This is a genomic window from Citrobacter sp. NCU1, from assembly GCF_010231475.1.
Lineage (GTDB): Bacteria > Pseudomonadota > Gammaproteobacteria > Enterobacterales > Enterobacteriaceae > Citrobacter_D.
Genome location: NZ_NRDO01000084.1, coordinates 14529 through 32363 on the forward strand (window position 1 = coordinate 14529; position 17835 = coordinate 32363).

The 17835-nt window shown below is 54.8% G+C and carries 18 protein-coding genes and 1 riboswitch; of the genes, 9 read left to right on the top strand and 9 right to left on the bottom strand.

All coding sequences use genetic code 11. The features are described from left to right. Positions 1-7: 7 nt before the first annotated feature. Complete coding sequence (gene dinG, locus CJP72_RS21675) at positions 8-2152, bottom strand: ATP-dependent DNA helicase DinG (RefSeq protein ID WP_162383372.1); 2145 nt, start codon at positions 2150-2152, stop codon at positions 8-10. 105 nt (positions 2153-2257) lie between these two features. Further along, a complete protein-coding gene (gene rhlE, locus CJP72_RS21680) occupies positions 2258-3649 on the bottom strand; it encodes an ATP-dependent RNA helicase RhlE (RefSeq protein WP_162383373.1) in 1392 nt (463 codons plus the stop codon). A gap of 228 nt (positions 3650-3877) precedes the next feature. On the opposite strand from rhlE, the gene cecR reads away from it, so the two are divergent. From cecR to CJP72_RS21705, 5 genes are read left to right on the top strand one after another with little or no spacing between them, the layout of a single operon-like run. Beyond that, the gene (gene cecR / locus CJP72_RS21685; protein WP_162383374.1) at positions 3878-4555 is read left to right on the top strand and encodes a transcriptional regulator CecR; all 678 of its coding nucleotides are present in this window, start codon (positions 3878-3880) and stop codon (positions 4553-4555) included. Beyond that, positions 4552-5547, top strand: a complete 996-nt coding sequence (gene hlyD / locus CJP72_RS21690) for a secretion protein HlyD (RefSeq protein WP_162383375.1) — start codon at positions 4552-4554, stop codon at positions 5545-5547. The genes cecR and hlyD overlap by 4 nt, the downstream gene beginning before the upstream one ends. Then, positions 5540-7276 (top strand): ATP-binding cassette domain-containing protein, encoded by a 1737-nt coding sequence (locus tag CJP72_RS21695; RefSeq protein ID WP_162383376.1) that lies wholly within the window; start codon positions 5540-5542, stop codon positions 7274-7276. Before hlyD ends, CJP72_RS21695 begins: the two co-directional genes overlap by 8 nt. Then, positions 7269-8402 carry an ABC transporter permease gene (locus CJP72_RS21700; RefSeq protein WP_162383377.1) on the top strand — a complete coding sequence of 378 codons (1134 nt, stop codon included), beginning with the start codon at positions 7269-7271 and terminating at the stop codon, positions 8400-8402. The genes CJP72_RS21695 and CJP72_RS21700 overlap by 8 nt, the downstream gene beginning before the upstream one ends. Positions 8403-8412: 10 nt before the next feature. Further along, positions 8413-9519 carry an ABC transporter permease gene (locus CJP72_RS21705; protein ID WP_162383378.1) on the top strand — a complete coding sequence of 369 codons (1107 nt, stop codon included), beginning with the start codon at positions 8413-8415 and terminating at the stop codon, positions 9517-9519. Here the strand turns inward: CJP72_RS21705 and CJP72_RS21710 are convergent. Further along, positions 9481-9891: a YbhQ family protein gene (locus tag CJP72_RS21710; protein WP_162383379.1), complete on the bottom strand. Its 411-nt coding sequence runs from the start codon at positions 9889-9891 to the stop codon at positions 9481-9483. The two genes, CJP72_RS21705 and CJP72_RS21710, sit on opposite strands and share 39 nt — an antisense overlap. A gap of 133 nt (positions 9892-10024) precedes the next feature. Between CJP72_RS21710 and CJP72_RS21715 the strand changes: the two genes are divergently transcribed. The 3 genes from CJP72_RS21715 to CJP72_RS21725 are packed head-to-tail and all read left to right on the top strand — an operon-like array spanning position 10025 to position 12986. Further along, positions 10025-10786, top strand: coding sequence for an endonuclease/exonuclease/phosphatase family protein (locus tag CJP72_RS21715; protein ID WP_162383380.1), 762 nt, complete (start codon positions 10025-10027; stop codon positions 10784-10786). Next, positions 10783-12024, top strand: coding sequence for a cardiolipin synthase ClsB (gene clsB / locus CJP72_RS21720; RefSeq protein WP_162383381.1), 1242 nt, complete (start codon positions 10783-10785; stop codon positions 12022-12024). The genes CJP72_RS21715 and clsB overlap by 4 nt, the downstream gene beginning before the upstream one ends. Beyond that, positions 12024-12986, top strand: coding sequence for a lysylphosphatidylglycerol synthase transmembrane domain-containing protein (locus tag CJP72_RS21725; protein ID WP_162383382.1), 963 nt, complete (start codon positions 12024-12026; stop codon positions 12984-12986). Before clsB ends, CJP72_RS21725 begins: the two co-directional genes overlap by 1 nt. 49 nt (positions 12987-13035) lie before the next feature. Here the strand turns inward: CJP72_RS21725 and CJP72_RS21730 are convergent, their stop codons facing one another. The 6 genes from CJP72_RS21730 to moaA form a co-directional block, all read right to left on the bottom strand. Beyond that, entirely contained in the window at positions 13036-13740 is a 705-nt protein-coding gene (locus CJP72_RS21730; RefSeq protein WP_162383383.1) for a Bax inhibitor-1/YccA family protein, read from the bottom strand. A 51-nt stretch (positions 13741-13791) separates the two neighbouring features. After that, positions 13792-14244 carry a molybdopterin synthase catalytic subunit MoaE gene (moaE, locus tag CJP72_RS21735; protein WP_162383384.1) on the bottom strand — a complete coding sequence of 151 codons (453 nt, stop codon included), beginning with the start codon at positions 14242-14244 and terminating at the stop codon, positions 13792-13794. A 1-nt stretch (position 14245) separates the two neighbouring features. Next, on the bottom strand, positions 14246-14491 hold the full coding sequence (gene moaD, locus CJP72_RS21740) for a molybdopterin synthase sulfur carrier subunit (protein ID WP_162383385.1): 246 nt from the start codon (positions 14489-14491) through the stop codon (positions 14246-14248). Next, the gene (gene moaC, locus CJP72_RS21745; protein ID WP_162383386.1) at positions 14484-14969 is read right to left on the bottom strand and encodes a cyclic pyranopterin monophosphate synthase MoaC; all 486 of its coding nucleotides are present in this window, start codon (positions 14967-14969) and stop codon (positions 14484-14486) included. Before moaC ends, moaD begins: the two co-directional genes overlap by 8 nt. Before the next feature lie 2 nt (positions 14970-14971). Continuing rightward, complete coding sequence (gene moaB / locus CJP72_RS21750; protein WP_162383387.1) at positions 14972-15484, bottom strand: molybdenum cofactor biosynthesis protein B; 513 nt, start codon at positions 15482-15484, stop codon at positions 14972-14974. Between the two features lie 20 nt (positions 15485-15504). After that, a complete protein-coding gene (moaA, locus tag CJP72_RS21755; protein WP_162383388.1) occupies positions 15505-16494 on the bottom strand; it encodes a GTP 3',8-cyclase MoaA in 990 nt (329 codons plus the stop codon). Further along, a riboswitch (molybdenum cofactor riboswitch) is annotated at positions 16482-16628 on the bottom strand. It overlaps the preceding gene by 13 nt. 266 nt (positions 16629-16894) lie before the next feature. Here moaA and yvcK point away from each other — a divergent pair. After that, positions 16895-17803, top strand: coding sequence for a uridine diphosphate-N-acetylglucosamine-binding protein YvcK (yvcK, locus tag CJP72_RS21760; RefSeq protein ID WP_162383389.1), 909 nt, complete (start codon positions 16895-16897; stop codon positions 17801-17803). The last annotated feature ends 32 nt before the right edge of the window (positions 17804-17835 follow it).

The following is a 17835-nucleotide window of genomic DNA, read 5'->3' on the forward strand; positions in this document are numbered from 1 at the left end:
CACACCATTAGCGCCGTCTGCGGCGAGTCGCTTTTGCTTTGGTTTTTACTATAACGTCTGGCACGGCAGGTTGCTCTATCGGAAAAATGGGTAACGCATTCAGTAAACGCTTCCCGTAATTTTTGGTCAACAGACGCTTGTCGTAAATCACCACTTCCCCCCAACAGCCGTGGCTACGTATCAATCGCCCCACCTGCTGGATCAAATTAAACGACGCGCTGGGCAAACTCTGCACTTCAAAGGGGTAACGGTTCAGACTTTTCAACCACTCCCCTTCGGTAATGACCACCGGGCTGTCGATGGGCGGGAAAGCAATTTTGTGAATATGAACCTGGGTGAGCAAGTCACCTTTGAGATCCAAGCCTTCCGCAAAAGATTGCAGACCGACCAGCACACTGCGTTCGCCGTTTTCCACCCGCTTGCGGTGCAACTCTACCAGCCGGTATCGCGGCTGATCGCCCTGCACTAACAACAGCAAACGTAAGTCCATGACATGCTCAAGAAACCGTTGCATCGCCCTGCCGCTGGCAAACAATACCAGCATGCCGTGGTACTTTTTGCTCTCAAGCTCCTGACGAAAATAGGCCGCCATCTCCGCAATATGTTGCTCTTCGTTGTCTATCGACGGCTCATACTGCATCTGCGGTATGACGATTTTCCCCTGTTCAACATGGTTGAATGGCGAGTCGAGAGCCACGAAACGGTCGCCCGCTTTCTCCTTCAGCCCGCTCATCTCCTGCAAGCGAGAGAAACTGTTCAGCGACCGTAGCGTGGCGGATGTCACCACAATATGCGGCACGCTACGCCAGAGCAGTCTTTCCAGTTGATCGCTGACGCGGATCCCGACACAGTGAAACCAGACATGCATTTGCCCGTCGCGCACCTCGCGGGTGGCCCATTTGGATACCGGCGCACCGGAGGCCTGCGCCAGCGACGCCAGACGCCACAGCTTGCTTTGCGCTTCGAACATGCCCAGCGCCCGGTTCATCTGCAAAATCACCCGGTGCAGACGTACGATGTCGTGGGTTCCGGTTTTCTCACTGAGATCGTTGAGAAACAGTTCCGCCAGTCCACGCAACATTTCGGTGAGTTTTGCCAGCCGCTGACAAATCTCCATCACCTCTGCGGGCAATTCGCCCATTGCGAAGCGGTGCTCCGCCTCCTGGGTGGCGGGCAGATAAAGATTCAGAATCGCGTTCAGCGAGGCAATCAGTTCATACAGCTCTTCGCAGTGCGCGTTCAGACGCTCAGGGTTGGCCAGCGGCGGCATGGTTTTGGGTCGAAACTGTTCCAGACAGGTCGCAACCAGTTTGGTAAAGAGATCGAGTTGCAGGCGATACCAGGGCGCCGTGATTTCAGCGCTCATTTCCAGCGCATCACGCGCCACATCCGGCAGATGATGTCCTTCATCCAGCACCAGCAGCTGATTTTTGGGGTCCGGCAACACCGCTTCGCTTTCCATTGCCGCCATCACCAGCGCATGGTTTGCCACCACCACCTCGGCTTCCTGGATCTCACGACGCGCCACAAAGAACGGGCATTCGCGGTAATAGTGGCAGTTACGGTTGAGACAACTGGCTTTGTCGGTGCTCAGACGCTGCCACAGTGAATCATCAATGGCGATATCGGTATGGTCGCGTAAGCCATCCCACTTGTAGCTGTCCAGATCGCCCTTCAGCCTGGCGCAGCGTTTTTGCTCTTCCTGATTGTTCGGCGTCAGCGCATCGTCAAGAAATGCCAGCAGATCTTGTTGGTCAGGTTCAGTGCTGGCCAACGCCGCCAGATTGCGCGGACACACATACCGCCCACGTCCAAACGCGGCAGTAAAACGGAGATCGGGGATAATTTTTCGCAGCAGAGGAAGGTCTTTGCTGTAAATCTGATCCTGCAACGCGACGTTGGCGGTACTCACCACCAGCGTTTTTTGTTCTTCGCGCGCGATGGCGATACCGGGGATCAGATACGAGAGGGTTTTCCCGACACCGGTCGGCGCTTCAATCGCCAGATGCCGTCCGTCTTCCCCGGCCAGCGTTTTGGCGACATCAGCAATCATCTGCCGCTGCGGCGCACGGGGAATAAAGTCGGGGATCTGTTCCTGAAGCGCCTTATACCAGGCAGCAATTTGCGCTTTTAGCGCCGCCGTCAATGCCATGAGAAAACCTGAAATACTGTATAAACAGCCACTATTGTGGCACTTTCCTTAACGGGTCGCAAAAAGAAAAACCCGACCATGTGGTCGGGCTTCCCGTTGACTGCCTTATTCTGCCGACGTCAGTCGGCGCGGACGACGCGGCGGGCGCGGCTTATCGCCTGCCGGTTTCGCATCACCGAGTCGGCGTGAAGGTTTGGCCGCGGATTTTGGCGCTCCGCCTTCAGAACGACGCGGTTGCTGCTGACCACGGCCAGCACCGCCCTGACCTTGCCCCTGCTGAGAGCGACCACGGCCGCCACCGTTGCCGTTGCCACGTTGCTGCTGGCGACCATTTTGAATCGGTTCCGCTTTAATGGAAGGGTCCGGCTCATAGCCCGGCAGCGCAATGCGTGGGATCTCTTTTTTCAGCAGCTTTTCGATGTCGCGCAGCAGCTTGTGTTCATCCACACAGACCAGCGACAGCGCTTCACCGGTGGCCGCAGCACGCCCGGTACGACCGATACGGTGGACGTAATCTTCCGGCACGTTTGGCAATTCATAGTTCACCACGTGCGGCAGCTCTTCAATATCCAGCCCACGCGCCGCGATATCCGTGGCAACCAGTACCCGAATGTCGCCGGATTTAAAATCAGCCAGCGCACGCGTACGCGCCCCTTGCGATTTATTGCCGTGGATGGCCGCGCTACGAATGCCGTCTTTATTCAACTGTTCCGCCAGATGGTTGGCGCCATGTTTAGTACGGGTGAAGACCAGCACCTGTTGCCAGTTGCCCTGACCAATCATCTGCGACAGCAGTTCACGTTTGCGTTTCTTATCAACAAAATGGACGTGCTGCGTCACCTGATCGGACGCGGTGTTACGCCGCGCAACTTCGATTTCCAGCGGATTACGCAGTAATTTTTCGGCCAGCGCTTTGATGTCGTCGGAGAAGGTCGCAGAGAACAACAGGTTCTGACGCTTCGGCGGCAATTTAGCCAGTACGCGACGAATATCGTGAATAAAGCCCATGTCCAGCATGCGGTCAGCTTCATCCAGCACCAGAATTTCAATCTGATCCAATTTAACGGCGTTTTGATGTTCCAGATCGAGCAAACGGCCAGGGGTGGCCACCAGCACGTCTACGCCGCCACGCAGTTTCATCATCTGTGGGTTGATGCTAACCCCGCCGAAGACCACCAGCGAACGAATGTTCAGGTATTTGCTGTAATCCCGCACGTTCTCGCCGATTTGCGCGGCCAGTTCGCGGGTCGGGGTCAGAATCAATGCTCGTACCGGGCGACGCCCCTTCGCATGGGGTTCATTGGAAATGAGATGCTGCAACAGCGGCAGCGTAAAGCCCGCGGTTTTACCCGTACCCGTTTGTGCACTGGCCATCAGGTCGCGACCTTGCAGCACCGCAGGGATCGCCTGCTGCTGAATTGGGGTGGGTTCGCGATAGCCCTGCTCTGCAACGGCGCGCAAAATATCAGGATTTAAACCCAGGGAATCAAAAGACATAACTACTCCGAACCGCCCCGACCGTTCCCGGTGTAGTTTTCAGGGAGATACACGCAAAAGAGATGACAAAAACCACAATGTCATGAAGGGGCGGAGTGTAGCAGTTTTTGTGACGCACCGCATAAATTATCCCGGAACGTAGCCGAAACAAAATAAAGCCAGGACTGGACACGCGGAAAAATCAGTCATAATGTTAATCAATCGATTGATTAATACTTAGGTCATGCCATGAATACTTCGACCATGACGACCAAAGGCGAGCAGGCAAAGGGCCAGTTGATCGCCGCGGCCCTTGCGCAGTTCGGTGAATATGGCCTGCATGCCACCACCCGGGATATTGCCGCGCAGGCCGGGCAGAATATCGCCGCCATTACCTACTATTTTGGCTCAAAGGACGATCTCTACCTCGCCTGCGCCCAGTGGATTGCCGACTTTATTGGCGGACAGTTTCGTCCCCACGCCGAAGAGGCGGAACAGCTCTTCGCCCAGCCGCAGCCCGATCGTGATGCGATGCGCGAGCTGATTCTTCGCGCGTGTAAGAACATGATTATGCTGTTGACGCAGGAAGACACGGTGAATCTCAGTAAATTCATCTCGCGCGAGCAGCTCTCTCCAACGGCGGCCTATCAACTGATACACAACCAGGTTATCGCCCCGCTACACACCCATCTCACAAGGTTAATTGCGGCCTATACCGGCTGTGATGCCGAAGATACCCAAACCATTTTGCACACCCACGCTCTGCTAGGTGAAGTTCTGGCATTCCGTCTGGGGAAAGAAACGATCCTCAAGCGCACAGGCTGGTCGCAATTTGATGAAGAAAAAACCGCACTGATTTACCAGACGATCACCTGTCATATCGATCTCATTCTGCAAGGTTTAACGCAAAGGAGTCTGGACTCATGAAGAAACCCGTCGTTATCGGACTGGCCGTGGCGGTGATTGTTGCCGTGATTGCCGGTGGAACATGGTGGTACCAAAGTCGGCAAGATAACGGGCTGACGCTGTATGGCAATGTGGACATCCGCACGGTTAATTTAAGCTTCCGCGTCGGCGGCCGGCTCTCTTCACTGGCCGTTGACGAGGGCGATACCATCACCTCCGGGCAGGTGCTGGGCACACTCGATAAAGCGCCCTATGAAAACGCCTTAATGCAGGCCAAAGCGGGCGTCTCGGTTGCACAGGCGCAGTACGACCTGATGCTGGCAGGCTATCGCGACGAAGAGATAGCCCAGGCTGCAGCCGCCGTAAAACAGGCGCAAGCCGCCTTTGACTACGCGCAGAACTTTTACCAACGCCAGCAAGGATTGTGGAAAAGCCGCACCATTTCTGCCAACGATCTGGAAAACGCCCGCTCATCCCGTGACCAGGCCCAGGCAACGCTGAAATCAGCACAGGATAAACTGAGCCAGTACCGCACCGGTAACCGCCAACAGGATATCGCCCAGGCGAAAGCCAGCCTCGAACAGGCACAGGCGCAACTGGCGCAAGCTGAACTCGATTTGCAGGATACCGCCCTGGTAGCCCCCTCTGACGGGACGCTGTTAACCCGCGCCGTGGAGCCGGGCAGTATGCTGAATGCCGGCGGCACGGTTCTCACCCTCTCGCTAACGCGCCCGGTCTGGGTTCGCGCTTACGTCGATGAGCGCAACCTGAGTCAGGTGTCGCCAGGACGGGAAATTTTGCTCTATACCGATGGCCGTCCCGATAAGCCTTACCACGGTAAAATCGGCTTTGTTTCTCCGACTGCGGAATTCACCCCGAAGACTGTCGAGACTCCAGACCTGCGAACCGATCTGGTCTATCGTCTGCGCATTGTGGTGACGGACGCCGATGATGCGCTACGCCAGGGGATGCCAGTGACCCTAAAGCTCGGTGATGAGGCGCGGCATGAATGACGCTGTCATTACGTTAAACGGACTGGTTAAACGCTTTGCGGGAATGGAAAAATGCGCCGTAGCTCCGCTCGACTGCACAATTCACGCGGGCTATGTCACGGGACTGGTGGGTCCGGACGGCGCCGGAAAAACCACGCTGATGCGGATGCTGGCGGGGTTACTGAAACCCGACGGCGGTCAGGCGTCGGTGATGGGTTTTGATCCGATTCGCGACGACAGCGCGCTGCATGCCGTACTCGGCTATATGCCGCAAAAATTTGGCCTCTATGAAGATTTAACCGTCATGGAGAACCTTAACCTCTATGCCGATCTGCGCAGCGTCACCGGTGAGGCAAGGAAAAAAACCTTTGCGCGTCTGCTGGAATTCACCTCGCTCGGCCCGTTTACCGGGAGACTCGCCGGTAAGCTCTCCGGTGGGATGAAACAGAAGCTGGGGCTGGCCTGTACGCTGGTCGGCGCGCCAAAAGTTTTGCTGCTGGATGAACCCGGCGTCGGCGTGGACCCGATATCACGACGCGAGCTGTGGCAGATGGTGCATGAACTGGCGGGTGACGGGATGCTGATCCTGTGGAGCACCTCGTATCTGGATGAAGCCGAACAGTGTCGCGACGTGCTGCTGATGAACGAAGGTGAACTGCTCTATCAGGGCGAACCAACGGCGCTGACGCAAACTATGGCGGGTCGCAGTTTCTTAATCAGCAGTCCGCAGATAAACAACCGCAAGCTGTTGCAGCAGGCGCTAAAACTGCCGCAGGTCAGCGATGGCATGATTCAGGGAAAATCCGTTCGTCTGATCCTGAAAAAAGAGGCCACCGCAGACGATATTCGTCACGGTGAAGGAATGCCGGAAATCGCTATCGATGAAACCGCACCGCGCTTTGAAGATGCGTTTATTGATCTGCTCGGCGGAGCGGGCACGTCAGAGTCCCCGCTTGGCGCAATCCTCCATACCGTGGAAGGAATACCCGGCGAGACGGTGATTGAAGCAAAGCTTCTGACCAAAAAATTTGGTGATTTTGCCGCGACCGATCAGGTGAATTTTGCCGTCAAACGTGGCGAGATTTTTGGCCTGCTCGGGCCAAACGGCGCGGGGAAATCCACCACCTTTAAAATGATGTGCGGTCTGTTGGTGCCGACCTCCGGTAAGGCGTTGGTCCTGGATATGGACCTGAAAGTCAGCTCAGGAAAGGCGCGCCAGCATTTGGGCTATATGGCGCAAAAATTCTCCCTCTACAGCAACCTGACGGTGGAGCAGAACCTGCGCTTCTTCTCCGGCGTCTACGGGCTGCGGGGACGCGCGCAAAACGAAAAAATTGCGCGGATGAGCGAAGCCTTTGGTCTGAAAAGCATTGCGTCACATGCCACTGACGAACTGCCTCTGGGATTTAAACAGCGTCTGGCGCTGGCCTGCTCGCTGATGCACGAACCGGATATTCTCTTTCTTGATGAACCGACGTCAGGCGTAGACCCCCTCACCCGCCGCGAATTTTGGCTGCATATCAATAGCATGGTCGAAAAAGGCGTGACGGTGATGGTCACCACCCACTTTATGGATGAAGCAGAATACTGCGACCGTATTGGGCTTGTGTATCGCGGGAAACTGATCGCCAGCGGCACCCCGGATGACCTGAAAGCGCAGACCGCCGACAACGACACGCCGGACCCGACGATGGAGCACGCCTTTATCACGCTCATCCACAACTGGGACAAGGAGCATACGCATGAGTAACACCGTACTCTCCTGGCGCCGGGTGCGCGCCTTGTGCGTCAAAGAAACGCGCCAGATCGTTCGCGATCCCAGCAGTTGGCTGATTGCGGTGGTGATCCCTCTACTGCTGCTGTTTATTTTTGGCTACGGCATCAACCTCGACTCCAGCAAACTGCGGGTGGGGATCTTGCTTGAGCAGCAAAGTGAAGAGGCGCTCGACTTTACGCACACCATGACGGGCTCTCCCTACATCGACGCCACCATCAGCGATAACCGCCATGAGCTTATCGAAAAGATGCAGGCCGGGCGCATTCGCGGTCTGGTGGTGATCCCGGTCGATTTCGCCCAAAAAATGGCGCGAGACAATGATACCGCTCCGATTCAGGTGATCACTGACGGCAGCGAGCCGAACACGGCCAATTTTGTACAAGGCTATGTCGAGGGGATCTGGCAGATCTGGCAAATGCAGCGGGCGGAAGATCGCGGAGAAGAATTTAAACCGTTGATTGACGTACAGACCCGCTATTGGTTTAACCCGGCAGCCATCAGCCAGCATTTTATTATTCCGGGCGCTGTCACCATCATTATGACGGTGATCGGCGCCATCCTCACGTCACTGGTGGTCGCGCGCGAATGGGAACGCGGCACGATGGAAGCGCTACTTTCTACCGAAATCACTCGCGTTGAATTGCTGCTGTGTAAGCTGATCCCTTATTACTTCCTCGGGATGCTGGCAATGCTGCTGTGTATGCTGGTCTCGGTGTTTATTCTCGGCGTACCCTATCGTGGTTCGCTATTGATCCTGTTTTTTATCACCAGCCTGTTTTTACTCAGCACATTGGGGATGGGATTGCTCATCTCGACCATTACCCGTAACCAGTTTAACGCCGCCCAGGTGGCGTTAAACGCCGCCTTTTTGCCCTCGATTATGCTGTCGGGATTTATCTTCCAGATAGACAGCATGCCTGCGGTGATCCGCGCGGTGACATACATTATTCCGGCGCGCTATTTTGTCAGTACTCTGCAAAGCCTGTTCCTGGCTGGCAATATTCCGGTGGTGCTGATGATCAACGTCCTGTTTTTAATCGCGTCGGCAGTCATGTTTATTGGTCTGACGTGGCTCAAAACCAAACGTCGGCTGGATTAGGGAGAAGAGCATGTTTCATCGCTTATGGACGTTAATCCGCAAAGAGCTGCAATCGCTGCTGCGCGAGCCGCAGACTCGCGCGATCCTGATTTTGCCCGTGCTGCTTCAGGTCATTCTGTTTCCCTTTGCCGCCACGCTGGAGGTCACTAACGCCACCATCGCCATTTATAACGAAGATAATGGCAAGCATTCGGTCGAGCTAACCCAACGTTTTGCCCGCGCCAAAGCCTTTACGCACATTTTGCTGCTCAATAGCCCGCAAGAGATCCAACCGACCATCGATACCCAGAAAGCGCTGTTGCTGGTGCGTTTCCCGGCAGATTTCTCACGTAATCTGGATACTTTCCAGCAGGCACCAATGCAGTTGATTCTTGACGGACGTAACTCCAACAGCGCGCAAATCGCAGCCAACTATTTGCAGCAGATCGTCAAAGATTACCAGCAGGAGCTGATGGACGGTAAGCCCAAACCCAATAACAGCGAGCTGGTGGTGAGAAATTGGTACAACCCGAATCTCGACTATAAGTGGTTCGTGGTGCCGTCGCTGATCGCCATGATCACCACCATTGGCGTGATGATCGTCACCTCGCTTTCTGTTGCCCGCGAACGCGAGCAAGGTACGCTGGATCAGCTGTTAGTTTCCCCTCTGACCACCTGGCAAATTTTCATCGGCAAAGCTGTCCCTGCGCTGATTGTGGCCACCGGCCAGGCGACTATCGTGCTGGGTATCGGCATCTGGGCGTACCAAATACCCTTCGCCGGTTCACTGGCCCTGTTCTACTTCACGATGATGATTTACGGTTTGTCACTGGTCGGTTTCGGGTTGTTGATCTCATCACTGTGCGCGACCCAGCAACAGGCGTTTATCGGTGTATTTGTCTTTATGATGCCGGCGATTTTGCTCTCGGGGTACGTTTCCCCGGTCGAGAATATGCCTGTCTGGTTGCAGAATTTAACGTGGATAAACCCTATCCGCCATTTTACGGATATCACCAAGCAGATTTATTTGAAGGATGCGAGTCTGAAAATTGTCTGGGGAAGTTTGTGGCCGCTACTGGTGATAGCAGCCACAACGGGATCAGCGGCGTATGCGATGTTTAGACGCAAAGTGATGTAACTTTTTCTCTTTCGCCAGTAACGACACCACGGCGGGTCCGGCAAGGATTGCCAGCCCCGCAAAAGCCAACAATATGTTATTTTGTAAAACACGAGACAGTAACCACAGCACAATCATTGCCGCGCCGAAATACCAGGTTGTCGTCAGCTCTTCCAGTACATCCGCAACATCACGCCAGCGCTGTTCATGATGGCGCTGCAACGCCAGCATCAGCAAAACCGTCACGCCGTAAACCACACAAAGTCCGAGACCCACGTGTACCAGTGTACCGCTCATCCAGCCCATCACCAGCAACGCCACTATCAGTAAATGCAACATAATCTGCCAGCAACTTAGACCCGTTGCGACACGAACACGTTGTTGCCACCTCATGGCTATTCTCCTGAAGGATTTTTGTCTAATAACTCAGAGTACCGGACTTTACGGAAAATTCCGTAAGACCGCATCTTTTTGTGACGACGACTACACTATTTTTATTCAGGAAAGTGATGCAAACAGGAGAATTATGCCCGGACAAACACAGCGATTTTCACTCAACGTGCTCACCCTCAATACCCATAAAGGTTTCACGGCCTTTAACCAGCGCTTTATTTTACCGGAGCTGCGCGATGCGGTGCGAACCGTCAGTGCGGATATTGTCTGTTTGCAGGAAGTGATGGGCGCCCATGACGTACACCCCCTGCACATTGCGAACTGGCCGGATAACCCTCATTACGAGTTTCTCGCCGACACCCTGTGGCGTGATTTCGCGTATGGGCGCAATGCCGTTTACCCGGAGGGACATCACGGCAACGCAGTACTCTCACGCTATCCCATTGAACATGATGAAAATCGTGACATCTCCGTTGGCAACAGCGAAAAACGAGGCGTGCTGTATTGCCGCATTATGCCGCCGCAGTTGAACCGCCCGATCCACGTTATGTGTGTCCATCTGGGCTTACGTGAAGCTCACCGCCAGGCGCAACTCAACATGCTGGCCGACTGGGTGAACAGCCTCCCCACTGGCGAGCCGGTGATTGTCGCCGGGGATTTTAATGACTGGCGACAACGCGCCAGCCGTCCGTTGAAAACCCGTGCCGGCCTGGAGGAGATCTTCACTCGCGCCCACGGACGCCCGGCACGAACGTTTCCGGCGCGCCTGCCATTGCTGCACCTTGATCGCATCTATGTCAAAAACGCCAACGCCAGCGCCCCCACGGCGCTACCGCTGCATCACTGGCGACACTTATCTGACCATGCGCCTCTGAGTGCGGAGATTCATTTATGAAATGCGGCTGGCGTGAAGGTAATCAGATTCAGCTCCTGGAGAACGGCGATCAGTATTACCCCGCCGTGTTTGGCGCCATCGCCCGGGCGGAGCAGAAAATCATTCTGGAAACCTTTATCTGGTTTGAAGATGAGGTGGGAAGACAACTACACGCGGCCCTGCTCAATGCCGCACAACGTGGCGTACACGTTGAAGTGTTACTGGACGGGTACGGCTCTCCGGATCTCAGCGCTCCCTTTGTCGAAGCACTGACAGCGGCCGGGATTATTTTTCGCTATTACGATCCCCGCCCTCGTCTGTTGGGGATGCGCACCAATCTTTTTCGTCGGATGCACCGAAAGATTGTGGTGATAGATGCCCGGATCGCCTTTGTCGGTGGGATTAACTACTCCGCAGAACATATGTCCGACTATGGCCCCGAGGCCAAACAGGATTACGCCGTTCGGGTGGAAGGGCCGATTGTGGAAGACATTCTGCAATTTGAGCTGGAGAACCTGCCGGGACAGCGCGCGGCACGCCGCTGGTGGCGGCGCCATCATCGCGCACAGGTGAATCGTCACCCCGGTGAAGCGCAGGCGTTGTTTGTCTGGCGCGATAATGACGAACACCGTGACGATATTGAACGCCATTACCTGAAAATGCTCACTCAGGCAAAACGCGAAGTGATGATTGCGAACGCCTATTTCTTCCCGGGCTATCGCCTGCTGCATGCGATGCGCAACGCTGCCCGACGCGGCGTGCGCGTACAACTTATCGTTCAGGGTGAACCTGACATGCCCATTGTCAAAGTCGGCGCACGATTGCTCTACAACTATCTGGTTAAAGGCGGCGTACGGATTTATGAATATCGCCGTCGTCCTTTGCATGGCAAAGTGGCCCTGATGGACGACCACTGGGCCACCGTCGGTTCCAGCAACCTCGACCCACTCAGTCTGTCGCTCAATCTGGAAGCGAACATCATCATTTATGATCGAACATTTAACCAGACGTTGCGCGACAATCTCAGCACAATGATCGCCGATGATTGCAAACAGGTTGATGAATCCATGTTGCCCAGACGCACCTGGTGGAATCTCAGCAAAAGCGTACTGGCGTTCCACTTTTTACGTCACTTCCCCGCGCTGGTGGGCTGGCTTCCGGCTCATACTCCGCATCTCGCGCGGGTTGAACCGCCAGCCCAACCGGCGATGGAAACTCAGGACCGGGTAGAAGCGCAAGAGACAGGGGGAAAACCCTGATGGCGAAATCGCATACGCGCTGGCGGCGGGCTAAAAAAATCCTCACTGGGCTGTTTTTTATTGCCGTCGTCGTGTTGCTGGTGGTCTACGCCAGCAAAGTCAACTGGAACGATGTCTGGACCGTGTTCCGCGACTATAACCGGCGTGTCATGGCGGGCGCCGTCGGGCTGGTGATCGTCAGCTACTTACTCTATGGCTGTTATGATTTGCTCGCGCGCCTCTACTGTGGGCACCGGCTGGCAAAACGGCAGGTCATGCTGGTTTCTTTCATCTGTTACGCCTTCAATCTGACCCTCAGTACCTGGGTTGGCGGTATCGGGATGCGTTACCGACTTTATTCCCGCCTCGGCTTACCGGGCAGCACGATTACGCGGATTTTCTCACTCAGCATTGCCACTAACTGGCTGGGTTACATCGTGCTGGGGGGCGTGATCTTTACCTTCGGTATGGTGCAACTGCCTGACCACTGGTATGTCGATGAAAGTACGCTACGTATGCTGGGCGTGGCATTGCTTTTGACCATTACGCTGTACCTGTGGTTTTGTGCCTTTGCAACGCATCGCCATCTCACCATCAAAGGGCAAAAGCTGGTGTTGCCCTCCTGGACGTTCGCCCTCACGCAGATGACCATTTCCAGCCTTAACTGGATGGTGATGGGGGCGATTATCTGGCTGTTACTGGGGCAGTCCGTAAACTATTTCTTTGTCCTTGGCGTGTTACTGGTGAGCAGTATTGCTGGCGTCATTGTGCATATTCCGGCAGGGATAGGGGTACTGGAAGCTGTTTTTATCGCCCTTCTCGCGGGAGAACAGACGTCGCAAGGGACGATTATCGCCGCCCTGCTCGCCTGGCGGGCGCTCTATTATTTTATTCCGCTTTTGCTGGCGCTTTGCTGTTATCTGGTCCTGGAGAGTCGGGCGAAGAAATTGCGGGCAAAAAACGAGAAGGCGATGGCGAAGTGATTTTTGCCGGACAGCCGTTCAGTACGAACGCCATCCGGCACAACAGCCATTAACGGCGATTGCCGAAAATACGCAGCAGCATCAGGAACAGATTGATGAAATCGAGATAGAGCGTCAGCGCGCCGAGAATAGCTGTTTTACGCAGACTTGAGCTGTCACGGACGTCGATCTGCTCGCCAATGTTTTTCAGCTTTTGCGTGTCGTACGCGGTCAGTCCGACAAACACAATCACCCCGATATAGGTCACCGCCCACATCAGCGCTTCACTTTTCAGCCAGAAGTTGACCAATGACGCCAGAACGATGCCAATCAGCGCCATAAACAGCATGTTGCCGAAACCGCTGAGATCGCGTTTGGTGGTGTAACCGTACAGGCTCATCGCGCCAAACATGCCGCCCGAAACTACAAAGGTGCTGGCGATGGAAGAGTAGGTATAGACGATAAAAATGCTCGACAACGTTAATCCGGTCAGCGCGGAATAAAGCATAAACAGCGTGGTCGCCATCCCGGCGCTGAGTTTATGCACCATCGCAGACAGCACAACAACCAACCCAAGCTGCGCGATAATCAAACCAAAGAAGGTAATTTTGCTGGAAAAGATAAACATCATCAGTTCAGGCGTATTGGCGGCATACCACGCGATAAACGCCGTCAGCAGTAGACCGCAGGTCATCCAGCCATAGACTTGCGCCATGTAGGTTTGCAGGCCGGAACGCGCCTGAACGATAGAATCGGATCGTGGAAATCGGTCCATGATAATCTCCTGGTTGAAAGTGATACCTGTCACTAAGCGTATCACATTATCTCACCAGCGTTTCGCCGCCTGTTGATCACTATCACGCGCTTCTACCCAGCGATCACCCTCCGGCGTCGCCTCGCGCTTCCAGAACGGCGCACGCGTTTTCAGATAATCCATAATGAACTGCCCGGCTTCAAACGCGCTGCTACGATGCGCACTGGTCACGCCGACAAAGACGATTTCATCCCCAGGCCATAGTTCGCCGATGCGATGAATCACGGTCACGCGCCCCAGCGGCCAGCGGCTACGCGCCTCATCGACAATATCCGCCAGCGCCTTTTCCGTCATGCCAGGGTAGTGTTCCAGCGTCAACGCCTTCACGCTATCGCCGAGATTATGATTGCGGACTTTCCCGGTGAACGTGACGACCGCGCCATCTTCATCGCGCTCCGCCAGCCAGGGATACTCTTCCCCTACGCTAAACGGGGCAGGTCCGACAACAATTCGCGTTTCAGCCATCTCAGCCTCCCGTTACGGGCGGGAAGAACGCCACTTCATCACCGTCGACTAACGGCTGATCAAAGCTGACTAATGTCTGGTTAACCGCCGCCAGCAATTTGCCATCTTCCAGCGCCAGCGCCCAACGATCGCTTTGCGCCGCCAGATGCTGACGAAGCGCCTCCACCGTGGTGAAGTTGGCTGGCAGTTCCAGCGCATCGGTATTGACCAGTTCGCGCACCTGGGCGAAGAAAAGCACCTTAATCATCGGCATCCACCTTAAAATCTCCTGACTTACCGCCGCTTTTCGCCAGTAAACGAACCGGGCCAATCACCATGTCTTTTTGCACGGCTTTGCACATATCGTAGATGGTCAACGCCGCCACAGACGCAGCGGTCAGAGCTTCCATTTCCACACCGGTCTTCCCTGTCAAACGGCAGACAGATTCGATGCGCACACGGTTGTGCTCTGGTTCAGCCTGCAGTTGTACTTCCACTTTGCTTAACAACAGCGGATGGCACAGGGGAATCAGCTCCCAGGTGCGTTTGGCGGCCTGAATTCCGGCAATACGGGCGGTTGCAAAAACGTCGCCTTTGTGGTGACTGCCAGAGATGATCATGGCCAACGTTTCGCTATGCATCGTGACGAAAGCTTCTGCGCGCGCCTCGCGAACGGTTTCCGCTTTGGCGGAGACATCCACCATGTGCGCTTCGCCAGCGGCGTTAATATGGGTCAGTTGCGACATACTTATTTCTTCAAATGAGGGTGGAAATTGCACGGACGCGTGCGGGCATCCAGTTGCGGCGCAATAATATTGTCCCACGCGGTGCGACACGCTTTGGTGGAACCTGGCATGGCGAAAATCAGCGTTTTATTCGCCACACCTGCCACCGCGCGCGACTGCAACGTCGCGGTGCCAATCTCTTCAAAGGAGAGCATGCGGAATACTTCGCCAAACCCTTCAACCTCTCGGTCAAACAGCGGCAGTAACGCTTCCGGGGCCTGATCACCTTCTGTTAGCCCGGTCCCGCCGGTTATCAGCACCACCTGCACGTCGTCGCTGGCAATCCAGGCGGAAACCTGGGCACGGATGGCGTAACGGTTTTCTTTGACGATGGCTTTATCGACCACTTTATGGCCAGCATCCAGCGCGGAATCACGCAGAAAATGCCCTGAAGTGTCATCTTCTTCGCCGCGACGGCTGGAAATCGTAAGAATAGCGATACGGGTTGGGATAAATTCAGTACTTACCTGACTCATCTGAAATCTCCTTTTAGCGTTTATCCACCAATGTACGATAAATTTTGCGTAATTCCGGTCTGGTTCTGATGCAGGAAATGGGTCTGTTTTTTCGCCAGCAACGCGGCAGAAATGCGCTCTTGCAGCGCCGGCTGTTGAGTGTCATCTTCCAGCAGATCGCGCAGACTGACGCCGCCTTCGCCAAACAGGCACAGGTGAAGTTTCCCCACTGACGAAACGCGCAGACGGTTGCAGGTTGCGCAGAAATCTTTCTCATACGGCATGATAAGACCAATTTCACCGGCATAGTCAGGGTGACAAAACACCTGCGCCGGGCCGTCGCTGCGCTTGCGTAGCTGATGAAGCCAGCCGCGACGCAACAGTTCGTCACGCAGCACCTGACCAGAAATATGGTGTTTACGGAAGAGTTCGCTCCCCTCCCCGGTTTCCATCAATTCGATGAAACGCAATTGGATGGGGCGTGTCTGAATCCACGCAAGGAAGGTGTCCAGTTGATGGTGATTGACATCGCGCATCAGCACGGTATTGACTTTGACCTTTTCAAACCCGGCGTCAAAGGCGGCATCGATTCCCGCCATCACCTGCTGAAATTTATCCTGCCCGGTAATGGCATGAAACTGACGAGCGTCAAGGCTGTCGACGCTAACATTGATGCCGGTCAGTCCGGCGTCGCGCCAGTTCGCCGCGTCACGCGCCAGGCGATAGCCATTGGTGGTGACCGCTACCTGGCGGATCGCGGCATTTTCGCGCACGGCGGCGATGATGTCGGTAAAGTCACGACGTAAGGACGGCTCACCGCCCGTCAGGCGCACTTTCTCCGTGCCGAGATTCGCAAACGCGCGCGTAACCCGGCGGATTTCGTCGACGGTCAGGAAGCCATTATTGGTGACCCCGCCAGGCTTGTAGCCATCCGGCAGGCAGTAGGTGCAACGAAAGTTACACACATCGGTAATTGACAAACGTAAGTAGTAAAACTTACGCGCGAAAGCATCGGTAAGTTGTGAGCCCATGTACACCTTTCCAAATACGGGAGGCGGAGTCATTTCTTCCTGCGCCCTGGCGACAAACACGTTTACGCATTTGTCACGGCCAAAGCACCGTATCAGTTGACCCAGGTGCAGAGGCTAGAGTGTTTATTGTGGTTATGCCGATACTAGCGTGTAAACGTTTTTTACGCCATCTACACTTACGCTGTATAATCATATACATAACGTATTGATCGTGCACTTTCGCTACAGAATAAGCAAAAATCACAGTTTTGCATTGATATACATCATTTTGCTGTACCATCCCCCTCGCCATAAAGAGGTAGATGGCAAGATTTTATTTCCACTCAGCCCACCAGGCTAATTGCTGAAAACCCGCGATTTGCGCTACTGTAATGCAGATCTTTTGACATCAGGAATTCATATGCGCAATCGCACGCTGGCAGACCTCGACCGTGTTGTGGCTCTCGGCGGAGGGCATGGATTAGGACGCGTTCTTTCTTCACTCTCGCCATTAGGTTCACGCCTGACCGGTATTGTTACGACAACCGACAACGGCGGCTCAACAGGACGAATTCGCCGTTCAGAGGGCGGTATTGCCTGGGGCGATATGCGTAATTGTCTGAACCAGTTAATTACGGAGCCCAGCGTCGCTTCAGCCATGTTTGAGTATCGTTTTGGCGGTAATGGCGAACTTTCCGGGCATAACCTCGGAAATCTGATGTTAAAGGCGCTGGATCACCTTAGCGTAAGGCCTCTTGAAGCCATCAATTTAATTCGTAATCTGCTGAAAGTGGATGCGCATTTAATTCCGATGTCGGAGTTGCCGGTAGACCTGATGGCGATCGACTCCCAGGGGCATGAAGTGTACGGCGAGGTCAATATCGACCAGTTATCCATGCCGCCGCAAGAATTGATGCTGTCGCCTAAAGTTCCCGCAACCCGCGAGGCCGTGCAAGCCATTAGCGAAGCAGATCTGATTTTGATTGGACCGGGCAGTTTTTACACCAGCCTGATGCCTATCCTGCTGCTGGACGATCTGGCGCAGGCGTTACGACGCACCCCTGCGCCGATGGTGTATATCGGCAATCTGGGGCGCGAATTGAGTTTGCCCGCCGCCAGTTTATCCCTGGCCGATAAGCTCGCCATTATGGAGCAGTATGTCGGCAAGAAAGTGATTGATGCGGTCGTGGTCGGGCCGAAAGTCGATGCCAGTGCCATCACCGACAGAATTGTGATTCAGGAGATTCTTGAGGCCAGCGACATTCCGTATCGCCATGATCGTCAGTTGCTGCACTGCGCGCTGGAAAAAGCGGTACAGACGCTCGGTTAAATCGGTATGCCTGATAGCGACACTCACGCGTC